General features: G+C 72.2%; 24 protein-coding genes and 1 pseudogene. 7 read left to right on the top strand and 18 right to left on the bottom strand.

Annotated elements, in window-relative coordinates:
• Positions 1-82 precede the first annotated feature (82 nt).
• Positions 83-442, bottom strand: a complete 360-nt coding sequence (locus tag IO24_RS0123490; protein ID WP_031138499.1) for a MerR family transcriptional regulator — start codon at positions 440-442, stop codon at positions 83-85.
• A 53-nt stretch (positions 443-495) separates the two neighbouring features.
• On the opposite strand from IO24_RS0123490, the gene IO24_RS0123495 reads away from it, so the two are divergent.
• Entirely contained in the window at positions 496-1,638 is a 1,143-nt protein-coding gene (locus IO24_RS0123495; protein WP_031138501.1) for an alkene reductase, read from the top strand.
• On the opposite strand, the gene IO24_RS0123500 is transcribed toward IO24_RS0123495, so the two are convergent.
• The 3 genes from IO24_RS0123500 to IO24_RS0123510 are packed head-to-tail and all read right to left on the bottom strand — an operon-like array spanning position 1,578 to position 4,434.
• Complete coding sequence (locus IO24_RS0123500) at positions 1,578-2,765, bottom strand: dipeptidase (RefSeq protein WP_031138503.1); 1,188 nt, start codon at positions 2,763-2,765, stop codon at positions 1,578-1,580. The two genes, IO24_RS0123495 and IO24_RS0123500, sit on opposite strands and share 61 nt — an antisense overlap.
• 5 nt (positions 2,766-2,770) lie before the next feature.
• On the bottom strand, positions 2,771-3,298 hold the full coding sequence (purE, locus tag IO24_RS0123505; protein WP_078899324.1) for a 5-(carboxyamino)imidazole ribonucleotide mutase: 528 nt from the start codon (positions 3,296-3,298) through the stop codon (positions 2,771-2,773).
• Positions 3,295-4,434 carry a 5-(carboxyamino)imidazole ribonucleotide synthase gene (locus IO24_RS0123510; protein WP_031138507.1) on the bottom strand — a complete coding sequence of 380 codons (1,140 nt, stop codon included), beginning with the start codon at positions 4,432-4,434 and terminating at the stop codon, positions 3,295-3,297. Before IO24_RS0123510 ends, purE begins: the two co-directional genes overlap by 4 nt.
• 163 nt (positions 4,435-4,597) lie before the next feature.
• Here IO24_RS0123510 and IO24_RS0123515 point away from each other — a divergent pair, with 163 nt between their 5' ends.
• On the top strand, positions 4,598-5,098 hold the full coding sequence (locus IO24_RS0123515; protein ID WP_031138509.1) for a GtrA family protein: 501 nt from the start codon (positions 4,598-4,600) through the stop codon (positions 5,096-5,098).
• Positions 5,099-5,119: 21 nt separating this feature from the next.
• Here the strand turns inward: IO24_RS0123515 and IO24_RS0123520 are convergent, their stop codons facing one another.
• Both IO24_RS0123520 and IO24_RS0123525 read right to left on the bottom strand, forming a co-directional pair.
• Positions 5,120-6,391, bottom strand: coding sequence for an ATP-binding protein (locus IO24_RS0123520; protein ID WP_031138511.1), 1,272 nt, complete (start codon positions 6,389-6,391; stop codon positions 5,120-5,122).
• Positions 6,392-6,427: 36 nt separating this feature from the next.
• Entirely contained in the window at positions 6,428-7,105 is a 678-nt protein-coding gene (locus IO24_RS0123525) for a response regulator transcription factor (protein WP_031138513.1), read from the bottom strand.
• 515 nt (positions 7,106-7,620) lie between these two features.
• Here IO24_RS0123525 and IO24_RS0123530 point away from each other — a divergent pair.
• On the top strand, positions 7,621-9,126 hold the full coding sequence (locus IO24_RS0123530) for a peptide MFS transporter (RefSeq protein ID WP_031138515.1): 1,506 nt from the start codon (positions 7,621-7,623) through the stop codon (positions 9,124-9,126).
• 60 nt (positions 9,127-9,186) lie between these two features.
• On the opposite strand, the gene IO24_RS0123535 is transcribed toward IO24_RS0123530, so the two are convergent.
• From IO24_RS0123535 to IO24_RS0123550, 4 genes are all read right to left on the bottom strand, one after another.
• Positions 9,187-10,176: a hypothetical protein gene (locus IO24_RS0123535; protein WP_031138517.1), complete on the bottom strand. Its 990-nt coding sequence runs from the start codon at positions 10,174-10,176 to the stop codon at positions 9,187-9,189.
• Positions 10,177-10,231: 55 nt separating this feature from the next.
• A complete protein-coding gene (locus IO24_RS0123540; RefSeq protein ID WP_031138519.1) occupies positions 10,232-10,933 on the bottom strand; it encodes an LPXTG cell wall anchor domain-containing protein in 702 nt (233 codons plus the stop codon).
• 333 nt (positions 10,934-11,266) lie between these two features.
• Complete coding sequence (locus IO24_RS0123545; RefSeq protein WP_031138521.1) at positions 11,267-11,827, bottom strand: ATP-binding protein; 561 nt, start codon at positions 11,825-11,827, stop codon at positions 11,267-11,269.
• Between the two features lie 243 nt (positions 11,828-12,070).
• Positions 12,071-12,448: an STAS domain-containing protein gene (locus IO24_RS0123550; RefSeq protein WP_031102780.1), complete on the bottom strand. Its 378-nt coding sequence runs from the start codon at positions 12,446-12,448 to the stop codon at positions 12,071-12,073.
• Between the two features lie 251 nt (positions 12,449-12,699).
• On the opposite strand from IO24_RS0123550, the gene IO24_RS0123555 reads away from it, so the two are divergent.
• Positions 12,700-13,614, top strand: a complete 915-nt coding sequence (locus tag IO24_RS0123555) for an RNA polymerase sigma factor SigF (RefSeq protein ID WP_107063007.1) — start codon at positions 12,700-12,702, stop codon at positions 13,612-13,614.
• An 86-nt stretch (positions 13,615-13,700) separates the two neighbouring features.
• On the opposite strand, the gene IO24_RS0123560 is transcribed toward IO24_RS0123555, so the two are convergent.
• The 5 genes from IO24_RS0123560 to hutU all read right to left on the bottom strand — a co-directional run bounded on the left by IO24_RS0123560 (position 13,701) and on the right by hutU (position 19,779).
• On the bottom strand, positions 13,701-14,021 hold the full coding sequence (locus IO24_RS0123560; RefSeq protein ID WP_031138526.1) for a hypothetical protein: 321 nt from the start codon (positions 14,019-14,021) through the stop codon (positions 13,701-13,703).
• Between the two features lie 67 nt (positions 14,022-14,088).
• Complete coding sequence (hutI, locus tag IO24_RS0123565; RefSeq protein ID WP_031138528.1) at positions 14,089-15,384, bottom strand: imidazolonepropionase; 1,296 nt, start codon at positions 15,382-15,384, stop codon at positions 14,089-14,091.
• Positions 15,381-16,766, bottom strand: coding sequence for a formimidoylglutamate deiminase (locus tag IO24_RS0123570; protein WP_037668319.1), 1,386 nt, complete (start codon positions 16,764-16,766; stop codon positions 15,381-15,383). Before IO24_RS0123570 ends, hutI begins: the two co-directional genes overlap by 4 nt.
• Positions 16,763-17,965, bottom strand: coding sequence for an allantoate amidohydrolase (locus IO24_RS0123575; protein WP_031138531.1), 1,203 nt, complete (start codon positions 17,963-17,965; stop codon positions 16,763-16,765). Before IO24_RS0123575 ends, IO24_RS0123570 begins: the two co-directional genes overlap by 4 nt.
• 149 nt (positions 17,966-18,114) lie before the next feature.
• The gene (gene hutU / locus IO24_RS0123580; RefSeq protein ID WP_031138533.1) at positions 18,115-19,779 is read right to left on the bottom strand and encodes a urocanate hydratase; all 1,665 of its coding nucleotides are present in this window, start codon (positions 19,777-19,779) and stop codon (positions 18,115-18,117) included.
• A gap of 128 nt (positions 19,780-19,907) precedes the next feature.
• Here hutU and IO24_RS0123585 point away from each other — a divergent pair, with 128 nt between their 5' ends.
• Positions 19,908-21,281 (top strand): type III PLP-dependent enzyme domain-containing protein, encoded by a 1,374-nt coding sequence (locus tag IO24_RS0123585; protein WP_037668296.1) that lies wholly within the window; start codon positions 19,908-19,910, stop codon positions 21,279-21,281.
• A gap of 93 nt (positions 21,282-21,374) precedes the next feature.
• Here IO24_RS0123585 and IO24_RS40960 read toward each other — a convergent pair.
• Positions 21,375-21,608, bottom strand: a pseudogene (locus IO24_RS40960) (hypothetical protein); the annotation flags it as partial.
• An 88-nt stretch (positions 21,609-21,696) separates the two neighbouring features.
• A complete protein-coding gene (locus IO24_RS0123595) occupies positions 21,697-22,539 on the bottom strand; it encodes a MurR/RpiR family transcriptional regulator (protein WP_031138540.1) in 843 nt (280 codons plus the stop codon).
• A gap of 172 nt (positions 22,540-22,711) precedes the next feature.
• Between IO24_RS0123595 and IO24_RS0123600 the strand changes: the two genes are divergently transcribed.
• Positions 22,712-23,137: a hypothetical protein gene (locus tag IO24_RS0123600; RefSeq protein WP_031138541.1), complete on the top strand. Its 426-nt coding sequence runs from the start codon at positions 22,712-22,714 to the stop codon at positions 23,135-23,137.
• 17 nt (positions 23,138-23,154) lie between these two features.
• On the opposite strand, the gene IO24_RS0123605 is transcribed toward IO24_RS0123600, so the two are convergent.
• Positions 23,155-23,916 carry an SDR family oxidoreductase gene (locus IO24_RS0123605; protein WP_031138543.1) on the bottom strand — a complete coding sequence of 254 codons (762 nt, stop codon included), beginning with the start codon at positions 23,914-23,916 and terminating at the stop codon, positions 23,155-23,157.
• Positions 23,917-24,061: 145 nt separating this feature from the next.
• Between IO24_RS0123605 and IO24_RS0123610 the strand changes: the two genes are divergently transcribed.
• Entirely contained in the window at positions 24,062-24,928 is an 867-nt protein-coding gene (locus IO24_RS0123610; RefSeq protein ID WP_031138545.1) for a helix-turn-helix transcriptional regulator, read from the top strand.
• The last annotated feature ends 563 nt before the right edge of the window (positions 24,929-25,491 follow it).

Raw genomic sequence — 25,491 nt, forward strand, 5'->3', positions numbered from 1 at the left:
GAGGTACGGTCACCGTCGCACGGAGAGGGGAGCGGTTCCTGATGGGCGGGGCGTTCGGAGTACGGCGCCCTCGCGGGTGCCCTCAGGGCAGCCGGGCCGCCTCGATCACCTCGTCCAGGGTGTCCCGGGAGCGGACCAGGTCGGCGATCATCCGGTCGATGCGGGCGCGCTCGGCGGACAGGTCGGCGACCAGCTTCGGCGTCGCCACGACGGAGGGGCCGCCGTCGGTGTCCCGCATGCAGGGCAGCAGCTGGACGATCTTCTCACTGCACAGCCCCGCCGCGAACAGCTCCTGGATCCGGATGACCCGGTCCACGGCGGCCTCCGGGTACTCCCGGTGCCCGCCCGGGGTCCGCTCGGCCAAGAGCATCCCCTGCTTCTCGTAGTAGCGCAGCGACCGCTCGCTCACGTTGGTACGCCGGGCCAGTTCACCGATCCGCACGTGCCACCCCCGGACTTGAATCTGACATGAGTGTCAGGTTCTAGCTTAAGGGCATGACGCAGCACACGACAGCACTCTTCGCACCGGCTCGTCTCCCCGGGCTGGAGCTGCCCAACCGTCTGGTGATGGCGCCCCTGACCCGCAACAGGGCCGAGGCCGACGGCACGCCGACTCCCCTCATGGCCACCTACTACGCCCAGCGCGCCTCGGCCGGGCTGATCATCGCCGAGGCGGCGACGCCGAACGCGGTCGGGCAGACGTATCCGAACATCACCGCCGTCCACAGCCCGGCGCACGTGGCCGGCTGGCGGCAGGTCACGGACGCGGTGCGGGGCGCGGGCGGCCGGATGTTCCTCCAGCTCCAGCACGGCGGCCGGGTCGGCCACCCGGCGACCAGCGGGCTGACACCGGTCGCGCCCTCGCCCGTCCCGCTTCCCGAGACGATCTTCACACCGGAGGGTCACCGGCCGGCCGTGGTGCCGAGGGAGATGACCGCCGAGGACATCCGCGCCACCCTCGCCGACTTCGCGAAGGCCGCCCGGAACGCGATCGACGCCGGATTCGAGGGGGTGGAGGTGCACTCCGCCAACGGCCACCTCCTGCACCAGTTCCTGGCCGCGAACACGAATCTCCGCACCGACGGTTACGGCGGATCGATCGCCGCCCGGATCCGGTTCACGGCCGAGGTGACCGAGGCCGTGGCCGCCAGGATCGGCGCCGGGCGCGTCGGCCTCAGGATCTCCCCCGGGAACACCGTCAACGGCATCGCGGAGGGCGAGACGCAGGAGCTCTACCCGGCGCTCGCCGAGCGGCTCGGCGGTCTGGGCCTCGCCTATCTGCACCTGGGCTACGCCGACCCGGAAACCCCGGTGTTCCGAAGGGTGCGCGCCGCGTGGCCCGGGGTGATCGTCGCCAACCCCGTGCTGCGGGAGATCTCCACCGAAGGCGTGCACCGGGCCTCCGAGGCTCTGCTGGCGGCCGGGGCCGATCTGATCGCGCTCGGCCGGCCCTTCCTCGCCAATCCCGACCTGGTGACACGGCTGCGGCTCGGGGCGCCCCTGAACGAGATGCGCGACCGGTACTTCATGTACGTGGGCGGGGCGACCGGCTACACCGACTACCCCGCCCTCGGCGCTCAGCCGGCGGACGCGTCCAGCGACTCGATCGTGGCGTTGGACGGCGGCCGCGTCGCCTGAAGCCCGCGGGCGACGTCCTCCGCCGCGTCCAGGACCCGGACCGCGTTCTTCCAGGTCAGCTTGGCCAGGTCGGCCTTCGACCAGCCGCGCTCCAGCAGCTCCGCGAGGAGGTTCGGGTAGCCGGAGACGTCGGCGAGGCCGTCCGGGGTGAAGGCCGTGCCGTCGTAGTCGCCGCCGATGCCGAGGTGGTCGATGCCGGCCGCCCCACGCATGTGGTCCAGGTGGTCGGCGACCGTCGACGCCGTGGCGACGGGGCGCGGCCGGCGCTCCTCGAAGGCGCGGTGGACCTTCATGGCCGGCGCGGTGGTGTCGAGAGGGTGGAAGCCGTGGGCGCGCATGTTCTCGTCGGCCGCGGCCGTCCAGTCCACGGCCGCCTGGAGCACGAACTTCGGCACGAACGTCACCATCGCGACTCCGCCGTTGGCGGGCAGCCGTTCCAGGACGTCGTCCGGGATGTTGCGCGGGTGGTCGCACACGGCCCGTGCGGAGGAGTGGGAGAAGATCACCGGGGCCGAGCTCGCGTCGAGCGCGTCCCGCATGGTCGTCGCCGCCACGTGCGAGAGGTCGACGAGCATGCCGAGCCGGTTCATCTCCCGGACGACCTCACGGCCGAACGCGGTGAGGCCACCGGCCTTCGGCTCGTCGGTCGCGGAGTCCGCCCAGTCGACGTTGTCGTTGTGGGTGAGCGTGAGGTAGCGCACGCCCAGCCCGTACAGGCCGCGCAGGGTGCCCAGGGAGTTGGCGATGGAATGGCCGCCCTCCGCGCCCATGAGGGAGGCGATACGGCCCTCACCGCGTGCGGCCTCCATGTCGGCGGCGGTGAGCGCGGGGCGCAGGTCCTCGGGGTGACGGGCCAGCAACTGCCGTACGCAGTCGATCTGTTCGAGCGTGGCGGCGACCGGGTCGGGCGAGTCCGTGCGGACGTACACCGACCAGTACTGCGCGCCGACCCCGCCCGCGCGCAGCCGGGGGATGTCGGTGTGCAGATGGGCGCTCTGGTCGGCGGCGATGTCCCGCGCGTCGAGGTCGTAGCGGACCTGTTCGCGCAGGGCCCAGGGCAGGTCGTTGTGGCCGTCGACGAGCGGGAACTCGCGCAGGAGTTCCCGGGCCGCCTCCAGGGAGGTCATCGTCGTCACTTCCCGGCGCCGAAGCCGAAGCCGCCCGAGCCCTCGACCTTGGAGCGCAGGCGCTTGCCCTTCTCGGTGGCCTGGTCGTTGAGCTCCTGCTGGAACTCGCGCATCCGGCCGCGCAGTTCCTCGTCGTGCGCGGCGAGGATGCGGGCCGCGAGCAGACCGGCGTTGCGGGCACCGGCGACGGAGACCGTGGCGACGGGGACACCGGCGGGCATCTGCACGATGGACAGGAGGCTGTCCATGCCGTCGAGGTACTTCAGCGGCACGGGCACGCCGATGACCGGCAGCGGGGTCACGGAGGCGAGCATGCCGGGCAGGTGGGCCGCCCCGCCCGCCCCGGCGATGATCACCTTGAGCCCTCGGCCGTCGGCCTGCTCGCCGTAGGCGACCATCTCGCGCGGCATGCGGTGCGCGGAGACGACGTCGACCTCGTAGGCGATCTCGAACTCGTCGAGGGCCTTGGCCGCGGCCTCCATGACGGGCCAGTCGGAGTCCGACCCCATGACGATGCCAACAACAGGGCTCATTCGGTGATGGTGCCTCTCAGGTAGCCGGCTGCGTGACGGGCGCGCTCCAGCACGTCGTCCAGGTCGTCGCCGTAGGTGTTGACGTGACCGACCTTGCGGCCGGGCTTCACGTCCTTGCCGTACATGTGGATCTTGAGCTGGGGGTCGCGGGCCATGCAGTGCAGGTACGCGGAGTACATGTCCGGGTAGTCGCCGCCGAGGACGTTGACCATGACCGTCCACTCGGCCCGCGGGCGCGGGTCGCCGAGGGGCAGGTCCAGGACCGCGCGGACGTGGTTGGCGAACTGGCTGGTGACGGCGCCGTCCATCGACCAGTGGCCGGAGTTGTGCGGGCGCATGGCGAGTTCGTTGACGAGGATGCGGCCGTCGCGGGTCTGGAACAGCTCCACGGCGAGGTGCCCGACGACGCCGAGCTCCTTGGCGATGTTCAGGGCCATCTCCGAGGCGCGCACCGCGAGGCCCTCGTCGAGGCCGGGGGCCGGGGCGATGACCGTGTCGCAGACACCGCCGACCTGCCGGGACTCCACGACCGGGTAGGCGACGGCCTGGCCGTGCGGGGAGCGTACGACGTTGGCGGCGAGCTCGCGGAGGAAGTCGACCTTCTCCTCGGCGAGCACGGGGACACCGGCCTTGAACGGGTCGGCGGCCTCCTCGACGGAGTCGACGACCCACACGCCCTTGCCGTCGTAACCGCCGCGGACGGTCTTGAGGACGACGGGGAATCCCTCGCCCTCGGCGGCGAAGGCCGCCACGTCCTGCGGATCGGAGACGATCCTGTGCCGGGGGCAGGGCACGCCGATCGCGTCGAGCTTCGCGCGCATCACGCCCTTGTCCTGGGCGTGCACGAGCGCGTCAGGGCCGGGGCGCACGGGGATGCCGTCCGCCTCCAGGGCTCTGAGGTGCTCGGTGGGTACGTGTTCGTGATCGAAGGTGATCACATCGCACCCGCGGGCGAACTCGCGCAGCGTGTCGAGGTCGCGATAGTCGCCGACGACGACATCGCTCACGACCTGCGCAGCGGAGTCCTGCGGGGTGTCACTGAGGAGCTTGAACCTGATGCCCAGCGGGATGCCCGCCTCGTGTGTCATACGAGCGAGCTGGCCACCGCCGACCATGCCGACTACGGGGAACGTCACTCCCCCAGGGTATCGGCCGCGCCACAGTGGCCGGTTTCCTGCCCCACCCCTGGCCCGCCCGGACCTTCTCCGGCCGTCCACCGGTATCGGCAGGAAGATCGCGTGGGAGGGTGGTTAGCATGGCTGGATTGACGCCGATACCCGGACGGGGGCCTGCACGACCATGGGACATGGTGCCTCTCGGTTCCGGCGGCTCGTCCGCGAAGTCGCCAAATTCGGCGCGGTGGGCGGTGCCGGGGTGCTGGTCAACCTCGTCGTCTTCAACCTGGTACGGCACACCACCGACCTCCAGGTGGTGCGCGCGAGCGTCATCGCGACCGTCGTCGCGATCGTCTTCAACTACGTCGGCTTCCGCTACTTCACGTACCGCGACCGCGACAAGAGCCGCCGCACCCGTGAGATGACCCTGTTCCTGTTCTTCAGCGCGATCGGCCTGGTCATCGAGAACGGCGTCCTGTACGCGGCCACGTACGGCTTCGGCTGGGACACCCCGCTCCAGAACAACGTCTTCAAGTTCGTCGGCATCGGCATCGCGACCCTGTTCCGCTTCTGGTCCTACCGCTCGTGGGTCTTCCGCGCGCTCCCCGCCCGGGAAACGCCGGCGGCCTCGGGCCCGCGGAACGGGCCGGCCGGCCCTCCGAAGACCAAGCAGCAGGTGCCGTAGCCCTGCACGGAACGCACACCCCTAGCGGACCATCGGCTCCTCGTCCTGGGGCTCGGGCAGGGGGGTGCGGGACAGGAACAGGCCGAAGACCGGGGGCTTGGTCTGGAGCATCTCCAGACGGCCGCCGTCGGCCTCCGCCAGGTCGCGGGCCACCGCCAGGCCGATGCCTGTGGAGTTGCGGCCGCTGATCGCCCGTTCGAAGATGCGGGCGCCCAGGTCGGCGGGGACGCCGGAGCCCTCGTCCGTGATCTCGATGACCGCCTGGTTGCCGATGACCCGGGTGCGCAGGGCCACCGTGCCGCCGCCGTGCATGAGGGAGTTCTCGATCAGCGCGGCCAGGACCTGCGCGACCGCGCCGGGCGTGCCCACCGCGCGCAGATGCCGTTTGCCGGAGCTGACGATCGCCCGCCCCGCGCTGCGGTACGCCGGCCGCCACTCGGCGAGCTGCTGCTGGATGACCTCGTCGAGGTCGAAGGAGACGGCGGAGCCGGTACGCGGATCGCGGGAGTTCGTCAGCAGTCGCTCCACGACGTCCGTCAGCCGCTCGACCTGCGTCAGCGCGATCGTCGCCTCCTCCTTCACCGTGTCCGGGTCGTCGGTGAGGGTGATCTCCTCCAGCCGCATCGACAGCGCCGTCAGCGGGGTGCGCAGCTGGTGGGAGGCGTCCGCGGCCAGCCGGCGTTCGGCGGTCAGCATGCGGGCGATGCGCTCGGCGGAGCCGTCCAGCACGTCCGCCACCCGGTCCAGCTCGGGCACCCCGTAGCGCTTGTGCCGGGGCCGCGGATCGCCCGAGCCGAGCCGCTCGGCCGTCTCCGCCAGGTCGGTCAGCGGTGACGCCAGCCGGTTCGCCTGGCGGACGGCCAGCAGCACCGCGGCCACCACCGCCAGCAGCGCGACCAGCGCGATGATCAGCAGTGTCCGGCCGACCTCACGGGTCACCGAGGAGCGCGGCTCCTGGACGGTGACCGTCTCGCCCTCCTCGCCGGACGCCGTCGCACTGATGACGTCCCCGGCGGGCTTCGTGCCGACCTCGATGGGCGCCTCCCCGGGGAGGCGGATCACCGCGTAGTAGCGGTCCTGCGTGACCTGGTCGCGCAGCACCTCCGCGTCGACCTGCTGCGCCCCGAAGAGCCGGCTGTCGACGATGCTGGCCAGCCGCACCGCCTCGGACTCCACCCGCTCCTGGGCGCTGCTGCTGATCGTCCGCGTCTCGACGATGACGAGGGAGACGCCGAAGACGGCGATCACGACCAGCACCACGGCGAGCGTGGACTGGATCAGTCGGCGGCGCATGTCCTGTTACCCGATCGCCCGTGCCTGCCTCGCGGCTCAGCTCTTCTCGAAACGGAAACCCACACCGCGCACGGTGGCGATGTAGCGGGGGTTGGCCGCGTCGTCACCGAGCTTCTTGCGCAGCCAGGAGATGTGCATGTCGAGGGTCTTGGTCGACGACCACCAGGTCGTGTCCCAGACCTCGCGCATCAGCTGGTCGCGGGTGACGACCCGGCCCGCGTCGCGCACCAGCACCCGCAGCAGGTCGAACTCCTTGGCGGTGAGCTGGAGCTCCTCCTCGCCCATCCAGGCGCGGTGGGACTCGACGTCGATGCGCACGCCGTGCGTGGCGGGCGGCTGCTGCGGCTCGGTGGCGCCGCGCCGGAGCAGGGCCCGCACTCGCGCGAGCAGCTCGGCGAGCCGGAACGGCTTGGTGACGTAGTCGTCGGCGCCCGCGTCGAGCCCGACGACGGTGTCCACCTCGTCGGCGCGCGCGGTGAGGATGAGGATCGGGATGGCGTGGCCTTCGCCACGCAGGCGGCGGGCCACCTCCAGACCGTCCATGCCGGGCAGGCCGAGGTCGAGCACGACCAGGTCGACGCCCCCCTGCAGTCCGGCGTCGAGAGCGGTGGGTCCGTCCTCGCGGACCTCGACCTCGTAGCCCTCCCGGCGCAGAGCGCGGGCCAGCGGCTCCGAGATGGACGCATCGTCCTCGGCGAGCAGTACACGGGTCATGAGGTGATGGTAGACCTGCGACGCCCTGACCCGGGGTGTGACCGGAAGCCTTGATTCTTACCGTCGTCACACCCGGTTCTTACCCGCCGGGGGTAGGTGTACGAACCTCTGCCTGTGGGGTGCGATCCTGGTAAGGACCTTGGAAACGGGGCGTGCGGTTCCCCCGACACCTGTGATCCGTGTCTCAAGCTCTTCCATATGCGGCGGTGTCCTGCCGTATGGTGATTCAACGCCTGTAGCACCACGGCGACCTTCGGAGGCCGTTTGCCCTGAAGGTCTCTTTTGTGTGCGGGCCGGTTCCCGCCGGCCCCCCGAGAGAAACGACCTGTGGCCGGGCCTCGTAGTGCGGCGACGCGCGTAGAGGCGTGGATCCCGGTGGCGACCGCCCACCGCTCCGTGACCCGGAGCGGACTCCCGTAGGCGTCGGGCGGACGGCCGTACCCACCGGTGCCGGCAGCCCCCACCGGGCGCGCCACCGCTGCCGCGGGGCGCGTCCCGAGCAGCAAGGAACGACCATGGCGTCCAGCCTGACGAAGGACTCGGCCCGACCGGGCACCCCCGGTTCCGAGAAGACCTTCTTCGGCCACCCCCGCGGACTGGCCACTCTGTTCATGACCGAGATGTGGGAGCGTTTCTCCTACTACGGCATGAGGGCCCTGCTCCCGCTGTACCTGGTGGCCCCGGGTGGCCTGCACCTGAGCGCGGGCGCGGCGACGGCGATCTACTCCGTGTACCTGTCGCTCGTGTACCTGCTCACCCTGCCCGGCGGCTGGTTCGCCGACCGTGTGCTCGGCCCCCGCAAGACGGTCGCCGTCGCCGGTGTCGTCATCATGCTCGGCCACCTGTGCCTGGCCCTGCCCGCCGCCGCGAGCTTCTACGTCGGCCTGGCCCTCGTCGCCATCGGTTCCGGACTGCTGAAGGCCAACATCTCCACGATGGTCGGCCACCTCTACGACGGCCCGGAGGACCCGCGCCGCGACGGCGGTTTCACGGTCTTCTACATCGGCATCAACCTCGGCGCCTTCATCGCGCCGCTGGTCATCGGCACCGTCGGTGAGAACGTCAACTGGCACCTGGGCTTCGCGCTGGCCGCGCTCGGCATGGCGCTGGGCCTCGTGCAGTTCCTGCTCGGCAGCCGCCACCTGAACGCCAGGAGCAGCGAGGTCCCGACCCCGCTGTCGCCCGCCGAGAAGGCGTCCACCCTGCGCAAGGGCCTGATCTGGCTGGCCGTCGCCGTGGTCTTCTACGGTCTCGTCGGCGGCACCGGCCACTTCACCCTGAACTGGGCGCTGATCCCGCTCACGCTGCTCGGCCTGATCGTGCCGATCCTGGTCATCACCCGCATCCTGCGCGACAAGGACCTGGATTCCGGTGAGCGCTCGAAGGTGTCGGCCTACGTCTGGTTCTTCGTCGCCGCCGCCGTGTTCTGGATGATCTACGACCAGGGCGGCTCGACCCTGTCGCTGTTCGCCGAGAAGAGCGCCGACAACACCGTCTTCGGCTGGGAGTTCCCGGTCTCCTGGTACCAGTCGGTCAACCCGGTCCTGATCATGGCGCTTGCGCCCGTCTTCGCCTGGCTGTGGCTGTGGCTGAACCGGCGCGGCCAGGAGCCGAGCACCATCGTGAAGTTCGCCTCCGGCCTGGTGCTGGTGGGCGCATCCTTCTTCCTCTTCCTCGCCCCGCTGTCGATCGCCGAGGGCGGTCACAAGGCCGCGGCGATGTGGCTGGTCGCGATCTACTTCGTGCAGACCGTCGGTGAGCTGACGCTGTCGCCGGTGGGTCTGTCCGTGACGACGAAGATGGCGCCGGCGAAGTACGCCTCGCAGATGATGGGCGTCTGGTTCCTCGCGGTCACCGCGGGCGACTCCGTCACCGCGCTGCTGTCCAACCCGGCCGTCGGCGGGGTCAACCTCGACCGGACGGGCTTCGTGGCACTGGAGGCCGCGCTGGCCGTGGTCGCCGGCTTCGCCGTGTACATGTACCGCAGGAAGGTCAAGGCCATGATGGGCGACGTCCGCTGATCACTGCGGCCGGACGCTGAGCGAAGGGCCGTCGCATCCCCGGGGTGCGGCGGCCCTTCCTCATGTCCTGGTGGAACTCGGAGGGTCGGCGTCCGGAGCGAACCAGGGCGACGCCGAGGCCCGGCGGGGGGCGGGCATCCGCAGACGGCGGGCCGGGCGGGCCGCGTGGCCGGGGCGGCGGGGCCGCACGTGGTCGATCACCGCCAGTCCCGCGCGGAACAGGGCCGCCGGGACGACGAGCAGGACGAGGACCCAGAACAGGGTCACACCCCAGGGGCGGCCCACGCCCCAGGGGTGTTCGGCGAGCACCTTGCCGCCGTACTTCAGCGACACGGTGTAGTCGCCGTGCGCCCCGGACCCGAGCTCCACGGGCAGCTCGATGCGGGCCTTGCCGCCGGGCCGGATCGTGCCTCGCCACCGCTGGTCCTGCCACTCGGGGGCGAACACGCCGTGCGAGGTGCCGACCTGGAAGACGGGGTTCCGCACGGGGGACGTGCCGACGTTGCCGACGGTGACCACCAGGGTCCGGGACGGCGGGGAGCCGAACCAGGTGAGCAGACCGCCGGAGCCCCGCAGCCGGGTGTCCGCGAGCAGGGACAGCCGTCCGCCGGCCGCTTCCGCGGGCAGCGGCTCGACGGCGTGCCCGGCGACCTTGAGGGCCGCGTCGGCCTCGGCGCCGGCTCCCGTCACGGTCGCCACGTGCACCACGCAGGGGCACGGCACCGGCGGTTCCACGACGGGCAGTGCACGGCGGAAGCGCCCGTCGGCGTCGGTGGTGACGGCCCGGCCGTCGGCGTTGGCGCAGGAGTTGGTGCCGCCGGTCACGCCCCGCTTCGGCTCGGCCTGCCCGCACACGAGCAGCGTCAGCAGGGCACGGGGCCGCCAGCCGCTGCCGCTGACGGTGACCGAACCGCCCGTGCCCGCCTGGGACTCGGACAACTCGATCACGGGCCGGTCCACCGCCCCGGCGGGCCCGGCGCCCGCCAGGGCCAGCAGCAGCGCGAGCAGCACCGGCAGTGACACGTACGGAAGACGGACGGCGGGCGGCATCGGCGGCTCCAGCGGTCGTGCGCTCAGCGGTGCACCTGCCAGGAGGGACGGACGGTCAGCGGCCCGCCCGCGCCCCCTGGTGACGCCGGGTCAGCCACAAGGCGCCTGCGGCTCCGGCGAGCAGGACCGTGCCGCCGAGGGTGCCGAGGGCGACGGCCGAGTCCTCGGGCCCGGTCTGCGGAAGCCCGGCTCCGGTGTCGGAACCGGAACCGGAGCCCTGGGCGGAGCCGGTGGTGCCGCCGCCGCTCGCGGCCGTGACGTCGAGAGTGAGGGAGGGGCCCGGGTCGTCCGTCGGGGTGCACGTGGTGGTCGTACCGAGCGCCTTGATGGTGAGCACACCGGCGGTGAAGGTGACCTCGCCGCTCTTCTTCGGCGTGTACGTGCCGCTCAGGTCACTGATCTTGATGGGGGTGTTGGCCGGGATCGCGGCATCGTTGGCGGGGCCGCTCACCGACAGGGTGCCGCTGCCGGCGCCGCCCAGGGCGATGGTGGCGCTCGGCGTCATCGCGCCCTTGCCCAGTTCGACCGGGCTGGAGGAGACACCCTTCTGCCAGGACATGGTGATGCGGTAGCCGCTGCCGCTCCTGACGCCCTTGATGTCGATGGGCGAGACGGCACTTTTGTCGCCGATCGGCGTCTTGCACTGGTAGTTGACGTCGACGACCTCGGCCCGGGCGACGGGGGCGGCCATCCACACCGCCGAGCCGGCCAGGGCCGCGGCGGACGCGAGCGCGGCGGTTCGTTTCCGGTACGACACGGTGCCGCTCCCCTTCCTGTTCCTGACGGCGTATCAGATAGGGCCGTCAAGGTACGCCCGGGACCTCGAGGAAGGAAGACACAGTGCGCGCCGGATCCGCGCCGGGACCGTCACCCGTTCGGACGCACCACGGGCTCCCGCAGGACCGGGAACCCGACAGCTACCCCCAGGGCCGGACAGATACACCCAGAGTCACTCATGGATGCCGATATCGGGTCTGCATGCCCGAGTCGGTCGGGTGTCCGAAAGCAGGCAGGTGCGCCCGGAGGTCAGGCGAGTGCGCCCGGGGGCCGGGACGGTTACCCCCAGGACTCGGGCGGATACGCCCGGGCGTCAGGCGGGTGCGCCCAGTTCCGCCCAGACCGTCTTGCCGGAGACCCCCGGCGTGCGGACGACGCCCCAGTCCAGGCACAGGCGCTGGACGATGAACATGCCGTGGCCGCCCGGGCGTCCCGCGCGGTGCGGGGTGCGGGGAGCCGGCTGGCCGGTGCCCCGGTCCGCGACCTCGACGCGGATCACCTTGTTGTCGCAGGTGATCCTCAGCTGGTCGGGCCCCTCGGCGTGCAGGCAGGCGTTGGTGACCAGTTCGGAGACGACCAGCAGCACATCCTCGGCGGCGGCCCGCTGGTCGGCGGAGGCGGCGGGCAGCCAGCCCCACGCGAACAGCGCCTGGCGGGTGAAATCGCGGGCCAGCGGAACCACGCCGCTCTCGTCGTCGAAGCTCAGCCGGCGCACCTGCGGGCCCCCCGCAGGTGCCGCCGCTTCGGACGGCGCACCCACGCCCACACCCTCGCCGGCCTCACCGGCCGCCGCTACGCCACCCTCGGACGCCCCGGAAGCGCCGCTGGGCTCCGGCCCGCGGTCGCCCGGCGGGTAAGGCCGGGTGGTGCTCATCAGCGCTTCACCTCACCGATTCACCAGTTCACAATTCAAAAAATTCACTACACCGTCAGTCACGCAGTGCGGGGCACGTCGGTTTCGCGGCGCCCCCGCCACCCTGGTGACCGACAGGTTCAGGATGTCTCCTGCCCGGGCGGACCGACGGAACACCCATGTATTCGGCACGAAAGACGTGACGGGGCTGGGACACCGGTCACAGAGGGATGGCCGAGGCGCCGCGCACCGACACACCGCCGGTCAGCCCGACTCGTCGGCCAGGGCCGCCTCGAGCGAGTCATGGACGCTGAAGACCGCATCCGCACCCGTGATCTCGAAGACGCGCGCCACCACCGGCTGCATGCCGGCGAGCGAGACGCCGCCACCGGCGGCCTCCGCCTTCAGCCGCGCCCCGAGGAGCACGTTGAGCCCCGTGGAGTCGCAGAACTCCAGGCGCGCGCAGTCGATGACCAGGCGCTTGAATCCCTTGGCGAGGCAGTCTTCGAGTGGCTCACGCAACAGATCGGCGGTGTGGTGATCCAACTCACCCGCCGGGGTCACGACGGCACTAGAGCCCTCTTCCCGCACCTCCACCAGAAGCCGGCCAGACTGTGCGCTGCCGACCGTCCCGCGGTCCATGCCGTCTCTCTCTCCCGACGTCGAGGCTGATACTGATGCCCTCGAACACTACGCCTTCTCCCCACAGTCCGACACCCGAACAACTACACACAAACGGACATATGCCCACAGAACGCACTTGCGGTGGGCTCGGGAAAGCGGGTAGGCCTAGTAAGGACACGTACCCGACCACGGCCGGCTTTGGAGGCGCCGCACACCGCAGTGCACCTAACGGCTCCGGCAGCCATATGCCGAGAACGATGGAGGACATCATGTCACCCCGGCTCGACGGATCGCGTACCCAGAAAGCGACGTCGACACCCCCTCCGGAACATCTGGATCCCATCGAGCAGGTCGAGATGCTCGTCACACAGGACGGCCTTCTCGCCGGACTTCCGGACATCCCCCCGTACGAGGAAGTCGGCGCGGTCGACGCCCGGGCCCTGTCCAAGACCCTCTTCGAGCGTCTGGAGACGCTGGAGGAAGGGACCCACCAGTACTCGTACGTCCGCAACACGCTCGTCGAACTGAACCTCGCGCTGGTCAAGTTCGCCGCCTCCCGGTTCCGCTCCCGCAGCGAGCCGATGGAGGACATCATCCAGGTCGGCACCATCGGCCTGATCAAGGCGATCGACCGCTTCGAGCTGTCCCGCGGTGTGGAGTTCCCCACGTTCGCGATGCCAACCATCGTCGGCGAGATCAAGCGCTTCTTCCGCGACACCTCGTGGTCCGTGCGCGTTCCGCGGCGGCTCCAGGAGCTGCGGCTCGACCTGGCCAAGGCCGGTGACGAGCTGGCCCAGAAGCTCGACCGCGCCCCGACGGTGGCCGAGCTGGCCGAGCGCCTCGGCCTCTCCAACGACGAGGTCGTCGAGGGCATGGCCGCGTCCAACGCGTACACCGCCTCCTCGCTGGACGCCCAGCCGGAGGAGGACGACTCCGAGGGCGCGCTCGCGGACCGCATCGGCTACGAGGACCACGGGCTCGAAGGCATCGAGTACGTCGAGTCGCTGAAGCCGCTGATCGCGGAACTCCCGCCGCGCGACCGGAAGATCCTGTCCCTGCGCTTCGTCGCGGGCATGACCCAGTCGGAGATCGGCGAAGAACTTGGCATCTCGCAGATGCACGTCTCGCGTCTGCTGTCGCGGACGCTGGTGCGGCTGCGCAAGGGCCTGACCGTCGAGGAGTGATCCTCGACGCGGGTGAACGTGTCCTCGGGGGGGCGGGCCGACGGCCCGCCCCCGGGCGCGTGCCACCGGCGGTCTCCTGCCGTCTTTCAGGAGTTGAGGAACAGCGCGCCCGTCGGCAGCAGCGGAGCCGTCAGGCTCAGCAGCCAGTAGGTGTGCGGAGCGAGTGCCGTCCTGCGCCGGAGCGGCATGTTGGCGAGCCACCAGATCAGGCCGTACAGCGTGACGACGGGGACGACGATCACGAGCCAGAGCGCCATGCCGTCGTTCTCGGTGGGCTCCCGCACGGTCCAGCCGAGCTCGGCGAGCGGCCAGTTCGCCACCAGGTACCACAGCAGCCAGAAGGGCACCACGCCCGGTATCCCGAGCAGCACGTTCACCACGAGTGGTACCGACCAGTGCTTCGCCATCCGCCCCCGCCCTCCGGTGATGCCGGTCGTCCGCCGGCGCGACACCCCATTGTCGCGGGGCCGGTGATCACACCACCCGCTCTCCGCGCCGCCACACCCCGCTGACCAGCGGGACGCCGGGGCGGTAGGCCAGGTGGACGTGGCTCGGGGCGTCGAGGAGCGTCAGGTCCGCGTACGCGCCCGGGACGAGGCGGCCGATGTCGGTGCGCCGCAGGGCCGCCGCGCCGCCCGCCGTGGCCGACCACACGGCCTCGTCCGGGGTCATCCCCATGTCCCGCACGGCCAGCGCGACGCAGAACGGGACGGACGAGGTGAAGGACGACCCGGGGTTGCAGTCCGTGGACAGCGCGACCGTGACGCCGGCGTCCAGCAGCCGCCGCGCGTCCGGCCACGCGGCCCGCGTGGAGAACTCGGCGCCGGGCAGCAGGGTGGCGACCGTACGGCTGCCGGCCAGGGCGTCCACGTCCGCGTCCGTGAGGTGGGTGCAGTGGTCGGCGCTGGCGGCGTCGAGCTCGACCGCGAGCTGCACGCCGGGTCCGTACGACAGCTGGTTGGCGTGGATGCGGGGGTGCAGGCCCCTGGCCCTGCCGGCGGTGAGGATCGCGCGGGCCTGGTCGCCGTCGAAGGCGCCCTTCTCGCAGAAGACGTCGATCCAGCGGGCGTACGGGGCGCAGGCGTCGAGCATCTCGCCGGTGACGAGGGCGACGTAGGACGCCGGGTCCTCCGCGTGGTCCGGCGAGACGATGTGGGCGCCGAGGAAGGTGACCTCGTCGGTGTGGGCGGCGGCGATGCGCAGGGCGCGGGCCTCGTCCTCGACGGTCAGGCCGTAGCCGGACTTGGTCTCGAAGGTGGTGGTGCCCTGGCGCAGGGCCTCGCGGAGGTAACGGGTGAGGTTGGCCTCGAGTTCCTCGTCGCTCGCCGCCCGCGTGGCCGCGACCGTGGTGCGGATGCCGCCCGCGCTGTACGGCCGCCCGGACATCCTGGCGTTGAACTCCTGCGTCCGGTCGCCCGCGAAGACGAGGTGGGAGTGGGAGTCGACGAAGCCGGGGAGGACCGCCCGGCCGCCCGCGTCGACCCGGTTGTCAGTGGCGGGTGCTTTGCTTTGATCACCGGTCCACACGACGCGGTCGCCTTCGATGACGACGGCCGCGTCCTGGACCAGTCCCAGGGGGGAACCGTCACCGAGGGAGGGGTCGTTGGTGACCAGGCTGGCGATGTTCGTGATGAGCGTGCTTGCGGTGCTCGCGGAGTGGGCGGGGCTGACGGTCGTCGCGTTGCTCATGGCGTCCTTGGTGGCCTGGTCGGCGGTGGGGTCGGGTTCGGGGACGGAGCCGGGCCGCGCGGGCGGGCGGCCCGGGATCATCCGCGCAGGGCTTCGACGGCGTCCGCGAGGGCTTTCGGCACATCCGGTACGAAGCAGTGCACCCCGTCCCGTACGACGTGCCGCCCTGCCACGACCGTATGCGACACATCTGCTGCCGACGCGGCGAATACGGCCGTCTCGGCCCCGAGTCGCGGAAGCGGCCCTGCCGTCCTGACCGAGTCGAGCGCGAGGGTGGTGAAGTCGGCGAGCGCGCCGGTCTCCAGGGCGCCCGCCTCGTCCCAGCCGAGGGCCGCGTGGCCGTCGGCGGAGGCCGCCCGCAGGAGGGCCGTCGCCGTCCAGTGACCTCGGGTTCGGGTACGCAGCCGCTCGTTGAGCTCCATGGCCCGTGCCTCCTCGAGCAGGTCGATCACGGCGTGGCTGTCGGAGCCGAGGCTGAGCGGCGAGCCGGCCCGCTGGAGGGCGACGGCGGGTCCGATGCCGTCGGCGAGGTCCCGCTCGGTGGTCGGGCACATGCAGGTGCCGGTGCCGCTGCCGCCGAGGAGGGCGATGTCCTCGTCGGTGAGGTGGGTGTTGTGGACGCCGGTGGTGCGCGGCCCGAGCACACCGTGGTCGGCGAGCAGCCGCGTCGGGGTGCGGCCGTGGGCCTCCCGGCAGGCGTCGTTCTCCGCCGTCTGCTCCGACAGGTGCACGTGGAGCGGGGCCCGCCGCTCCTCGGCCCACCGGGCGACGGTCGCCAACTGGTCGGCGGGCACGGCCCGTACGGAGTGGATCGCCGCCCCGATCCGTGCGTGATCCCGTTCCTTGAGAACGGAACAGCGTTCGGCCCAGGCGTCCGCGGTGCCGTCGGAGAAGCGGAGCTGTGGGTCGGTGGGCGGCTGCCCGAAGCCGGAGGAGAGGTAGGCGGTGTCGAGGAGGGTGATGCGGATCCCGGCTTCGGCGGCGGCCGCGACGAGGGCCTCGCCCATCGCGTTGGGGTCGGCGTAGGGGACGCCGCCGGGGGCGTGGTGGACGTAGTGGAACTCGCCGACGGCCGTGATGCCGGCCAGGGCCATCTCGGCGTACACGGCGCGGGCGAGGGCGTGGTAGCTGTCCGGGGTGAGCCGGGCGGCTGTGGCGTACATGACCTCGCGCCAGGTCCAGAAGGTGCCCGAGCCGACCTGGACGGTGCCGCGCAGGGCGCGGTGGAAGGCGTGGCTGTGGGCGTTGGCCAGGCCGGGGAGGGTGAGCCCGCGCAGGATCTCGGCGCCGGGGGGCGGGGCGGCCGTGCCGGGGCGGACGGCGGTGATGCGGCCGTCCCGCACGTCGAGGGCCACGCCCGGCTCGATGGGGGTCCCCCCTGCTCGGGCGGAGCCGAGAGCTTGGGGGAGAGTGCCGAGCCAGGCGTGCTCCAGCCAGTACGTGCGCGTGGCTGCTGTGGTCACCTGCACGCCAGTCCTTCCAGTACGTCGGCGAGTGCGAGTACCCCGGCCACGCAGTCGTCCTCGGTGGCGGACTCGGCCGGGGAGTGGGAGACGCCGGTGGGGTTGCGCACGAACAGCATGGCGGTCGGGATGTTCCCGGACAGGATCCCGGCGTCGTGTCCGGCGCTGGTGCCGAGGACGGGGACCGTGAGGTCGCTGTCCGTGCCGAGGATGCGGGCGAGTTCGTCGCGCAGGGCGTGGTCGAACTCGACGACGGGGGTGAAGGACTCGCGCACGACGGCGAGATCGACGCCGTGGGCGGCGGCGTACTCCCCGGCCGCCTTCTCGACACCGGCCACCACGGCGTCCAGGCTGTCCTGGTCGGCGGCGCGGGAGTCGAGCCAGCCGCGCACGAGGGAGGGGATGGCGTTGACGCCGTTGGGCTCCACGGCGATCTTGCCGAAGGTGGCGACGGCCCCGGCGAGTTCGGCCTCGCGCCGGGCGGCGAGGACGGTCTCGGCGTAGGACAGCATGGGGTCGCGCCGGTCGGCGAGCCGGGTGGTGCCCGCGTGGTTGGCCTCGCCGCGGAAGTCGAACCGCCACCGGCCGTGCGGCCAGATCGCGCTGGCGATGCCGACCGGGTCGCCCGACAGGTCGAGGGCCCGGCCCTGCTCGACGTGCAGCTCGACGAAGGCGCCGATGCGGGCGAGCCGGTCGGGGTCGGCGCCGATAGCGTCGGGGTCGTGACCGGCGGCCTCCATGGCGCGCGGCAGGGTCACTCCCTCGCCGTCGGTGAGCCGGTGCGCCTGCTCGCGGGTGAGCTGCCCGGCGGTGAGCCGGGACCCCACGCAGGCGAGCCCGAACCGGGCGCCCTCCTCGTCGCCGAAGTTCACGATGCCGACGGGCCGGGTGAAGCGGGCGTGCCTGCCGCGCAGTTCGTCCAGCGCGGCGAAGGCGGACACCACTCCGAGGGGCCCGTCGAAGGCCCCGCCGTCCGGCACGGAGTCGAGGTGCGACCCGGTGACGACGGCGTCCCCTTCGGCGGGGTCCCCGAGCCAGGCCCACTGGTTGCCGTTCCGGTCGACCTCGTGGCGCAGCCCACGGGCAACGGCTTGTTCCTCGAACCAGGCCCGGCATTCACCGTCGAGACCGGTCCAGGCGAACCGGCGGTAGCCGCCGGAGGCGGGGTGACGCCCGAGGGGGAGCAGGTCGCGCCACATCTGGTGGAAGGAGGCGCCACCGGGGCCAGGGTCAGGCTGCGAGCCGGCAGCCGGTACAGGCTGTGGGCAGTCGTTCCGCAGGCCGGGCACAGCCGAACCCGCGGACGGCGACGAGGCACCAGCCCCCACCGGAGGGTTGCCGTCCCGAGTCACGCCGAGTCACCTTCACGCATCGGAACACGGACGCCCTTCTCCTGCGCCACCGACTCCGCGATGTCGTACCCGGCGTCGACATGCCGGATGACCCCCATGCCGGGGTCGTTCGTCAGCACCCGCCGGATCTTCTCGCCGGCCAGTCTCGTACCGTCGGCCACCGTCACCTGCCCCGCGTGGATCGACCGCCCCATACCGACACCGCCCCCGTGGTGAAGGGACACCCAGGACGCCCCGGACGCCACGTTCACCATGGCGTTCAGCAGCGGCCAGTCGGCGATCGCGTCGGATCCGTCGAGCATGGCCTCGGTCTCCCGGTAGGGGGACGCGACGGAACCGCAGTCGAGGTGGTCGCGGCCGATGACGACCGGGGCGGCCAGCTCCCCGCTCGCGACCATGTCGTTGAACCGCTCGCCGGCCTTGTCCCGCTCGCCGTAACCGAGCCAGCAGATCCGGGCGGGCAGTCCCTGGAAGTGGACGCGTTCGCCGGCCATCTTGATCCAGCGGGCGAGGGACTCGTTCTCCGGGAAGAGGTCGAGGATCGCCTTGTCGGTCTTGGCGATGTCGGAGGCCTCGCCGGACAGGGCGGCCCAGCGGAAGGGGCCCTTGCCCTCGCAGAACAGCGGGCGGATGTAGGCCGGGACGAAGCCGGGGAAGGCGAAGGCCCGGTCGTATCCGGCGAGTCGGGCCTCGCCGCGGATGGAGTTGCCGTAGTCGAAGACCTCGGCGCCGGCGTCCATGAAGCCGACCATGGCCTCGACGTGCCGGGCCATGGACTCGCGGGCCCGGGTGGTGAAGCCGGCCGGGTCCTTGGCGGCGGCGTCGGCCATGTCCTCGAAGGCGGTGCCCAGCGGCAGGTAGGCCAGCGGGTCGTGGGCGGAGGTCTGGTCGGTCACGATGTCGATGGGTGCGCCCATGGCGAGAAGCTGCGGGAGGAGTTCCGCGGCGTTGCCGAGGACGCCGATGGACAGCGGGCGGCGGGCGTCCCGGGCTTCCGTGGCCAGCCGGAGGGCGTGGTCCACCGAGTCGGCCTTCACGTCGAGGTACCGGTGTTCGATGCGCCGCTCGATGGCGCGCGGGTCGCAGTCGATGCAGATCGCCACACCGTCGTTCATGGTCACGGCGAGCGGCTGGGCGCCGCCCATCCCGCCGAGGCCGGCGGTCAGTGTGATCGTCCCGGCGAGGGTGCCGGCGAACTTCTTCGCGGCGACGGCGGCGAAGGTCTCGTAGGTGCCCTGGAGGATGCCCTGGGTGCCGATGTAGATCCAGGAGCCGGCGGTCATCTGCCCGTACATGGTCAGGCCCAGCTGTTCGAGGCGGCGGAACTCCTCCCAGTTGGCCCAGTCGCCGACGAGGTTGGAGTTGGCGATGAGGACGCGCGGGGCCCATTCGTGGGTCTGCATGACGCCGACGGGCCGGCCGGACTGGACCAGCATGGTCTCGTCCTGTTTCAGCCCCTGGAGCGTGCGCACCATCGCGTCGAAGGAGCGCCAGTCGCGCGCCGCCTTGCCGGTGCCGCCGTAGACGACGAGCTTGTCGGGGTGCTCGGCGACCTCCGGGTCGAGGTTGTTCTGCAGCATCCGCAGGGCGGCTTCCTGCTGCCATCCCAGGGCGCTCGGTTCCGTGCCGCGCGACGCTCGGACGGGACGGGGTCCTGACATGGTCTGCCTCCTGGTGGGTGCTCCCGGCGGAATGTTGCTGCTTCTATTCACATCCTGGCCTCATGAATAGGGCTAGTCAATACGTCGGGGTGTCGGCGCGGCGGTGCCGCGGATGTTTGGCTGGACGCATGGGCGCACACAGCGAGGCGGAAGAGACGGACGACACCGGGGCCGGGCGGGCGGCCCGGCGGGACGAGGCGGTGCGGGCCGCCGTGGAGCAAGGGCTGCTCGGGCCCGACAGCCCCATCGTCGGGCTGCTGGACGTCACCGGCATCCGGGAGTCGGCGGCGGAGCTGCGGGCGGCGTTCGAGGCGGTGGTGGCGCCGGGCACACCCGTGCTGCACGCCTTCGCGGTGAAGGCGACCCCGCTGGTGCCGGTCCTGCGGCTGCTGCGGGAGGAGGGCGTCGGCGCGGAGGTCGCGAGCCCGGGTGAGCTGGCCCTGGCGCGGGCGGCGGGCATGCCGGCGGAGACGACGGTGCTCGACTCGCCCGCGAAGACACCGGCCGAGTTGCGCGAGGCGCTGTCCCTGGGCATCGCCGTCAACGCGGACAACCCGCAGGAGCTGGCCCGCATCGACGCCCTGATGCAGGCGACGGTGAGCCGCTCCCCCGTCGGGATCCGGGTGAATCCGCAGGTCGGCGGCGGCTCCATCGAGGCGTTGTCCACGGCGACGGCCACCTCGAAGTTCGGGGTGGCGCTGCGCGACGAGGGGGCCCGGGAGTGGGTCGTCCAGGCGTATCTCGACCGGCCGTGGCTGACCCGGCTGCACGCGCACACCGGCTCCCAGGGCATCCCGCTGGCCCTGATGGCACGGGGCGTGGCGGAGACGTACGCGCTGGCGGAGGAGATCAACCGGCGGGCCGGGCGGCGCCAGGTCGACACGCTCGACATCGGCGGCGGCCTGCCGGTGAACTTCGCGTCGGACGCGACGAGCCCGACGTTCGCGCAGTACGCGCGGCTGCTCGCCGAGGAGGTCCCGGGGCTGCTCGACGGGCGGTACGGGCTGGTCACCGAGTTCGGGCGGTCGCTGCTGGCCAAGCACGGGACGGTGGTGGCGCGGGTCGAGTACGCGAAGGTCTCCGGCCGGCGGGCGGTGGCGGTGACGCATGCCGGGGTACAGGTGGCCGCGCGGACCGTTTACGCGCCGGGGAGCTGGCCGTTGCGGATCTCCGCGTACGACGCGAAGGGGCGGCCGAAGGACGGGCCGGTGGTGGTGCAGGACGTCGCCGGGCCGGCCTGTTTCGCGGGGGATCTGCTGGCGCAGGGCCGGTCCATGCCGTTGCTGGAACAAGGCGACTACGCGGCGGCTCTGGACACGGGGGCGTACTACTTCGCGCACCACTACGGGTACAACTCGCTGGTGCGGCCCGGCGTTTACGGGTTCGGGCCGGGTGGGCGCTTCGCGGAGGTGCGCAAGGCCCAGACCGTGCAGGAGGTGGTCGCCGAGTCCGGCGGGGCGCAGGTGGACGCGTTGACGCGGCCGCCGTTCGGGCGCGCGTAGTCCCGGACCGCGGGCGCGGTGGCTGCTCGCGCACACGTGCCGGAGCCGCCTGCCGGTCCAGCCCCGCGCCCCGAGGGCTCACACCAGCGCGGGCGACTTCCTTCGTGCGCCTCCCGGGGCCGCGTAGCGCTTGCGGCGGCCGTAAGCCACGGCGGCCGTCGCCAGGACGAAGAGGGCCGCCCCGGTCAGAACGCCGATGCGGCGGCCGGTCAGGCCGGGTGCGAACAGGCCGATGCCCGCCGCGAAGACGCCCAGCCACCACAGCGGGGCCGCTCCCGCCCGTACGACGACGGCCACCCGGGCCAGTCCCTGTCCTCCACGTGTCACGTCCAGCCTCCGTCCGGTTTCCGAAGCCTCTGGGAGGCACACGGTAGCGACGCAACGTGAGACGAATATGAGAAGACACCGCGTGCCGTCAGTCGACGAACAGGCCCCGCGCCGCCGCTTTCGTGTCGAACTCCTCCAGGCGGGACTGGGCCTGGGGCAGGTCGTCGCACATGGCCTCCAGCAGGACCCGGCCGAGCAGCATCGGCGCACAGGCCGTGTCGAAGGCCAGGCCGGTGCCGACGGCGGCGGGGAGCAGCAGGTCGGACACCTTGGCGACGGGTGCGAAGGCGGAGTCGGCGACCGTGACGACGGTCAGCCCGGCCTCCTTGGCGTAGGCGAGGGTGCCGACGACCTCGCGGGGGTGCCGGGGCAGCGCGAAACAGAGCAGTGCGCTCGCGCCGGCCCGGACGGCGGCGTCGATGCGGTCCTGGAGCATCGTGCCGCCCTCACCGAGCAGCCGTACGTCGGGGTGGACCTTGGCGGCGAAGTAGGCGAAGCCGTGCGCCTGGGCGGCAGCCGCCCGCAGGCCGAGGACGAGCAGCGGGCGGGAGCCGGCGAGGATGCCCCCCGCCCGCTGCACGGGAGCGGGGTCGGCCAGTGCCTCCGCCAGGTGCCGCAGGTTCTCGATCTCGGCCTCGACGGCCTGCTGGTACTCGTTGTGGGCCCCGGCCTCCGCGGCGGGTTCGGCGGGGGCGACCTCGCGCAGATGGCGGCGCAGGGCGGGGTAGCCGTCGAAGCCGAGGGCGACGGCGAAACGGGTCACGGACGGCTGGCTGACCCCGGCCAGCTCGGCGAGTTCCACGCTCGACAGGAACGGCACGTCGGCGGCGCGCCGCACCATGCTGTGCGCGATGCGCCGCTGGGTCGGCGTCAGCCGGTGGCCCTCGAAGAGCGCCTGCAGCCGCGCGGCAGGGCTGTCGGTCACGCTCATGACGTGCTCCCCCTCGCCTATTCAGTAGCTGAGGATTCTGCATGAGCATATGCAGAGCGGCAAGCCGGACCGCAGGACGGCGGCCGTACGTCCGGAAACCCCCTGCCCGACACGGGGGCTAACCCCAGTGCGGCCGGCGGCGGCGCTTCCTACCGTGGACGGCATGACGGGAATGGACGCGCGGGACGCCGACCTGAAGAGGGAACTCGACGCCACCCTGCACGCGCGCAGGGATCTGGGCGAGGAGTACGAGTCGGCGCTGGTCGACTCGTTCTTGGAGAAGGTCGACCAGCGGATCGACGGCGCGGTGGAGCGCCGGGTGCGCCGGCAGCTCGCCGAGCAGCAGATGCAGACGGCCCGGGACTCCCGGGCGCCGAGGGTCACGGATTCCTGGGGTGAGCGGTTCGGCTTCGGAATCGTCTCCCTGGTCCTCGCGGTGCCGCTGTCCGCGATCGGCGGGGGCGTGGCGCGCCTGCCCGGCCTCCTCATCGCCTGGGCGGGCATCGTCGGCGTCAACGTCGTCCAGGCGGTCCGCACCGACCCGAACCTCTTCGGCCGCCGCCGCAAGTCCTCCCAGGACAGTCGCTGGGAGGACTGAGCGCTCCCGTCCGGGGATCAGGCCTGGCGCGTCGGCAGCGCGATGATCTGCCGCAGATTGACCCGGCGCGGCCGGCTCGCCGCGTAGGCCACCAGGTCGGCCAGTTCCTCGGCGGACAGTGCGCCCACCGCTTCGACGATGCCCTCCACCTGCCGGGCCAGTTCCGCGTCGGAGATGTGGGTGCGCAACTCGCTCTCGACGATCCCGGGCTCGATGTTGGTGACCCGGACGTCCCGGGGCCCGAACTCCGTGCGCAGGGCTTCCGACAGGTAGGTGACGGCCGCCTTGGTCGCGCCGTACACCGCGTAGTTCGGGAAGCTGACGTGCGCGGCGATGGACGAGATGTTGACGATGTCGGCCGTACGGCCGTCCGCGGCGGCGCCCACCAGGTCGCCGGTGAAGACGCCGATCATCCGCAGCACCCCGGTGACGTTGGTGTCGAGCATCCGCTGCCACTCGTCGGCGCGCCGGGCGTCGACGGGGTGGGGCAGCATCACGCCGGCGCTGTTCACCACCAGGTCGACGGTCCCGAACTCCGCGTGGACGCGGTCGGCGGCGTCCGCCACGGACCTCTCGTCGGTGACGTCCGCGACGACGGCCAGGGCCTGCCCGCCGTCGGCCCGGATCTTCCCCGCGAGCGCCGTCAGCCGTTCCGCACGCCGGGCCAGCAGCGCCACCCGGGCGCCCCGGGCGGCCAGCAGCACGGCGACGGCCTCGCCGATCCCGCTCGCGGCTCCGGTGACGACGGCGGTACGGCCGGCCAGGTTGTCGTACGACATGGGATACCCCCTCGGTGCCGGCCGGGGCGTCTCCCCGGCCTCGGACACCACCCTCGGCGGCTTCGGCCGCCCTACCCAGGGCTGCGCTCTTCCTGGGTCCGCCAGTACCAGGTTCACCGGGCCCGGGCGGCCTAGGCTCGGATCCATGGACGGTGAACTGGGAGACTTCCTGCGCTCGCGCCGCGCCCGGATCCGGCCCGAGGAGGTGGGGCTGCCGTCGTACGGCCGCCGCCGCGTCCCGGGTCTGCGCCGCGAGGAGGTGGCGCAGCTGGCCGGGGTGAGCGTCGACTACTACGTCCGCCTCGAGCAGGGCAGGGGACCCGGCGATCCCGGCCGGACCAAGTCCGGGGGTGTCTCGGACGCCGTGCTGGACGCGATCGCCCGGGTGCTGCGGCTGGACGAGGCCGAGCACGCGTACCTGCGGGCGGTGGCCCGGCCGCGCCGGCAGGACGGGCACGGGCCCGCCGCGTCCCGGGTGCGCCCGGGTGTCCGGCTGCTCCTGGACGGCATGGACCGCAACCCCGCCTACGTCCTGGACCACCGCATGGAGGTCCTCGCCTGGAACGCGCTCGCCGACGCCGTCCTCGACTTCAGCGGCCCGGGCGACGTCAGCCTGCCGCGCCGTCTCTTCCTCGACCCCGCCTCGCGCGAGCTCTATCCGGACTGGGCGGAGGTCGCCGCCCAGACGGTCGCGCATCTGCGCCTGCAGGCGGGCCACCATCCCGGCGACCCTGCCACGGGGGAACTCGTCGCCGGACTCACCCGGGCCAGCGACGAGTTCCGTCGTCTGTGGGCCGACCATCTGGTCAAGCCCTGCGATCACGGCGTGAAGCTCCTCCGGCACCCGGTCGCGGGCCTGCTGACCCTCCCGTACGAGACCCTCACGATCCCGGCGGCCCCCGACCAGACGATCGTGGCCTACACACCCGAACCGGGCTCGGAAACGGCGGAGCGCCTGGCGCTGCTCGGGAGCTGGTCCTCAGCCGCCCCCGAAGCCCCGGAACGTGCCTGAGGGGTCCGCGGCGTCGGCGTACCCGGCGAGCGGTGCCCGAACGCCGGCGCCGACGAAACGGGGATCGCTGACGCGGGTCGCGCACGCAGACGCGTCGGCCCAGTCGAGAGCGGCGCACAGCGCCTCCCGGGCCGCGTCGTCGGCGAAGCCGGTGCACAGGACGAACGTGGTCAGGCCGTCGGGCAGCGGCCGAGGCGGGCGGGAATCCTGGCACCCGCCCCTGACGATCCCGCGCCACGAGCACCCGGAAGGAAGTTGCGCGGGGACCGCCGCACCCCCGTGAACGGGGGGCGGGACGACGGCGGTCCCCGCGAAGGACGCGGGCCCGGTCAGGCCGGGCTTGCGCGTCCGTGGCGTCCGTGGAGGTCCGGGAGCCGCTCCGGAGGTCCTGTGACGCCGTTCGGCGCCGGCCCGGACGGGGAGCCGCTCCCGCCCTTGCCGACACCCACCAATGTGCAGGACGTGTGTTAAGCGGGTGCTGCGCGGACGTGACACCCGCGTACCGGTTCCGCGAAGTCCGCGAAGATCACGGATGCCGCAAGTTCACCCGGTTCACGGGCAGT

Source organism: Streptomyces flavovariabilis (assembly GCF_000725785.1).
Taxonomy (GTDB): domain Bacteria; phylum Actinomycetota; class Actinomycetes; order Streptomycetales; family Streptomycetaceae; genus Streptomyces; species Streptomyces hawaiiensis.

Excerpts from the sequence above, each read along its gene's own strand:
- IO24_RS0123545 (WP_031138521.1), bottom strand. The coding sequence starts at position 11,827 with ATGAGCACCACCCGGCCTTACCCGCCGGGCGACCGCGGGCCGGAGCCC.
- IO24_RS0123520 (WP_031138511.1), bottom strand. The coding sequence starts at position 6,391 with ATGCGCCGCCGACTGATCCAGTCCACGCTCGCCGTGGTGCTGGTCGTG.
- IO24_RS0123555 (WP_107063007.1), top strand. The coding sequence starts at position 12,700 with ATGTCACCCCGGCTCGACGGATCGCGTACCCAGAAAGCGACGTCGACA.
- IO24_RS0123575 (WP_031138531.1), bottom strand. The coding sequence starts at position 17,965 with ATGTGGCGCGACCTGCTCCCCCTCGGGCGTCACCCCGCCTCCGGCGGC.
- IO24_RS0123500 (WP_031138503.1), bottom strand. The coding sequence starts at position 2,765 with ATGACCTCCCTGGAGGCGGCCCGGGAACTCCTGCGCGAGTTCCCGCTC.
- IO24_RS0123610 (WP_031138545.1), top strand. The coding sequence starts at position 24,062 with ATGGACGGTGAACTGGGAGACTTCCTGCGCTCGCGCCGCGCCCGGATC.
- IO24_RS0123535 (WP_031138517.1), bottom strand. The coding sequence starts at position 10,176 with ATGCCGCCCGCCGTCCGTCTTCCGTACGTGTCACTGCCGGTGCTGCTC.
- IO24_RS0123595 (WP_031138540.1), bottom strand. The coding sequence starts at position 22,539 with ATGAGCGTGACCGACAGCCCTGCCGCGCGGCTGCAGGCGCTCTTCGAG.
- IO24_RS0123560 (WP_031138526.1), bottom strand. The coding sequence starts at position 14,021 with ATGGCGAAGCACTGGTCGGTACCACTCGTGGTGAACGTGCTGCTCGGG.
- hutU (WP_031138533.1), bottom strand. The coding sequence starts at position 19,779 with ATGTCAGGACCCCGTCCCGTCCGAGCGTCGCGCGGCACGGAACCGAGC.
- IO24_RS0123515 (WP_031138509.1), top strand. The coding sequence starts at position 4,598 with ATGGGACATGGTGCCTCTCGGTTCCGGCGGCTCGTCCGCGAAGTCGCC.
- IO24_RS0123495 (WP_031138501.1), top strand. The coding sequence starts at position 496 with ATGACGCAGCACACGACAGCACTCTTCGCACCGGCTCGTCTCCCCGGG.
- hutI (WP_031138528.1), bottom strand. The coding sequence starts at position 15,384 with ATGATCCCGGGCCGCCCGCCCGCGCGGCCCGGCTCCGTCCCCGAACCC.
- IO24_RS0123600 (WP_031138541.1), top strand. The coding sequence starts at position 22,712 with ATGGACGCGCGGGACGCCGACCTGAAGAGGGAACTCGACGCCACCCTG.
- IO24_RS0123530 (WP_031138515.1), top strand. The coding sequence starts at position 7,621 with ATGGCGTCCAGCCTGACGAAGGACTCGGCCCGACCGGGCACCCCCGGT.
- purE (WP_078899324.1), bottom strand. The coding sequence starts at position 3,298 with ATGAGCCCTGTTGTTGGCATCGTCATGGGGTCGGACTCCGACTGGCCC.
- IO24_RS0123605 (WP_031138543.1), bottom strand. The coding sequence starts at position 23,916 with ATGTCGTACGACAACCTGGCCGGCCGTACCGCCGTCGTCACCGGAGCC.
- IO24_RS0123525 (WP_031138513.1), bottom strand. The coding sequence starts at position 7,105 with ATGACCCGTGTACTGCTCGCCGAGGACGATGCGTCCATCTCGGAGCCG.
- IO24_RS0123585 (WP_037668296.1), top strand. The coding sequence starts at position 19,908 with ATGGGCGCACACAGCGAGGCGGAAGAGACGGACGACACCGGGGCCGGG.
- IO24_RS0123550 (WP_031102780.1), bottom strand. The coding sequence starts at position 12,448 with ATGGACCGCGGGACGGTCGGCAGCGCACAGTCTGGCCGGCTTCTGGTG.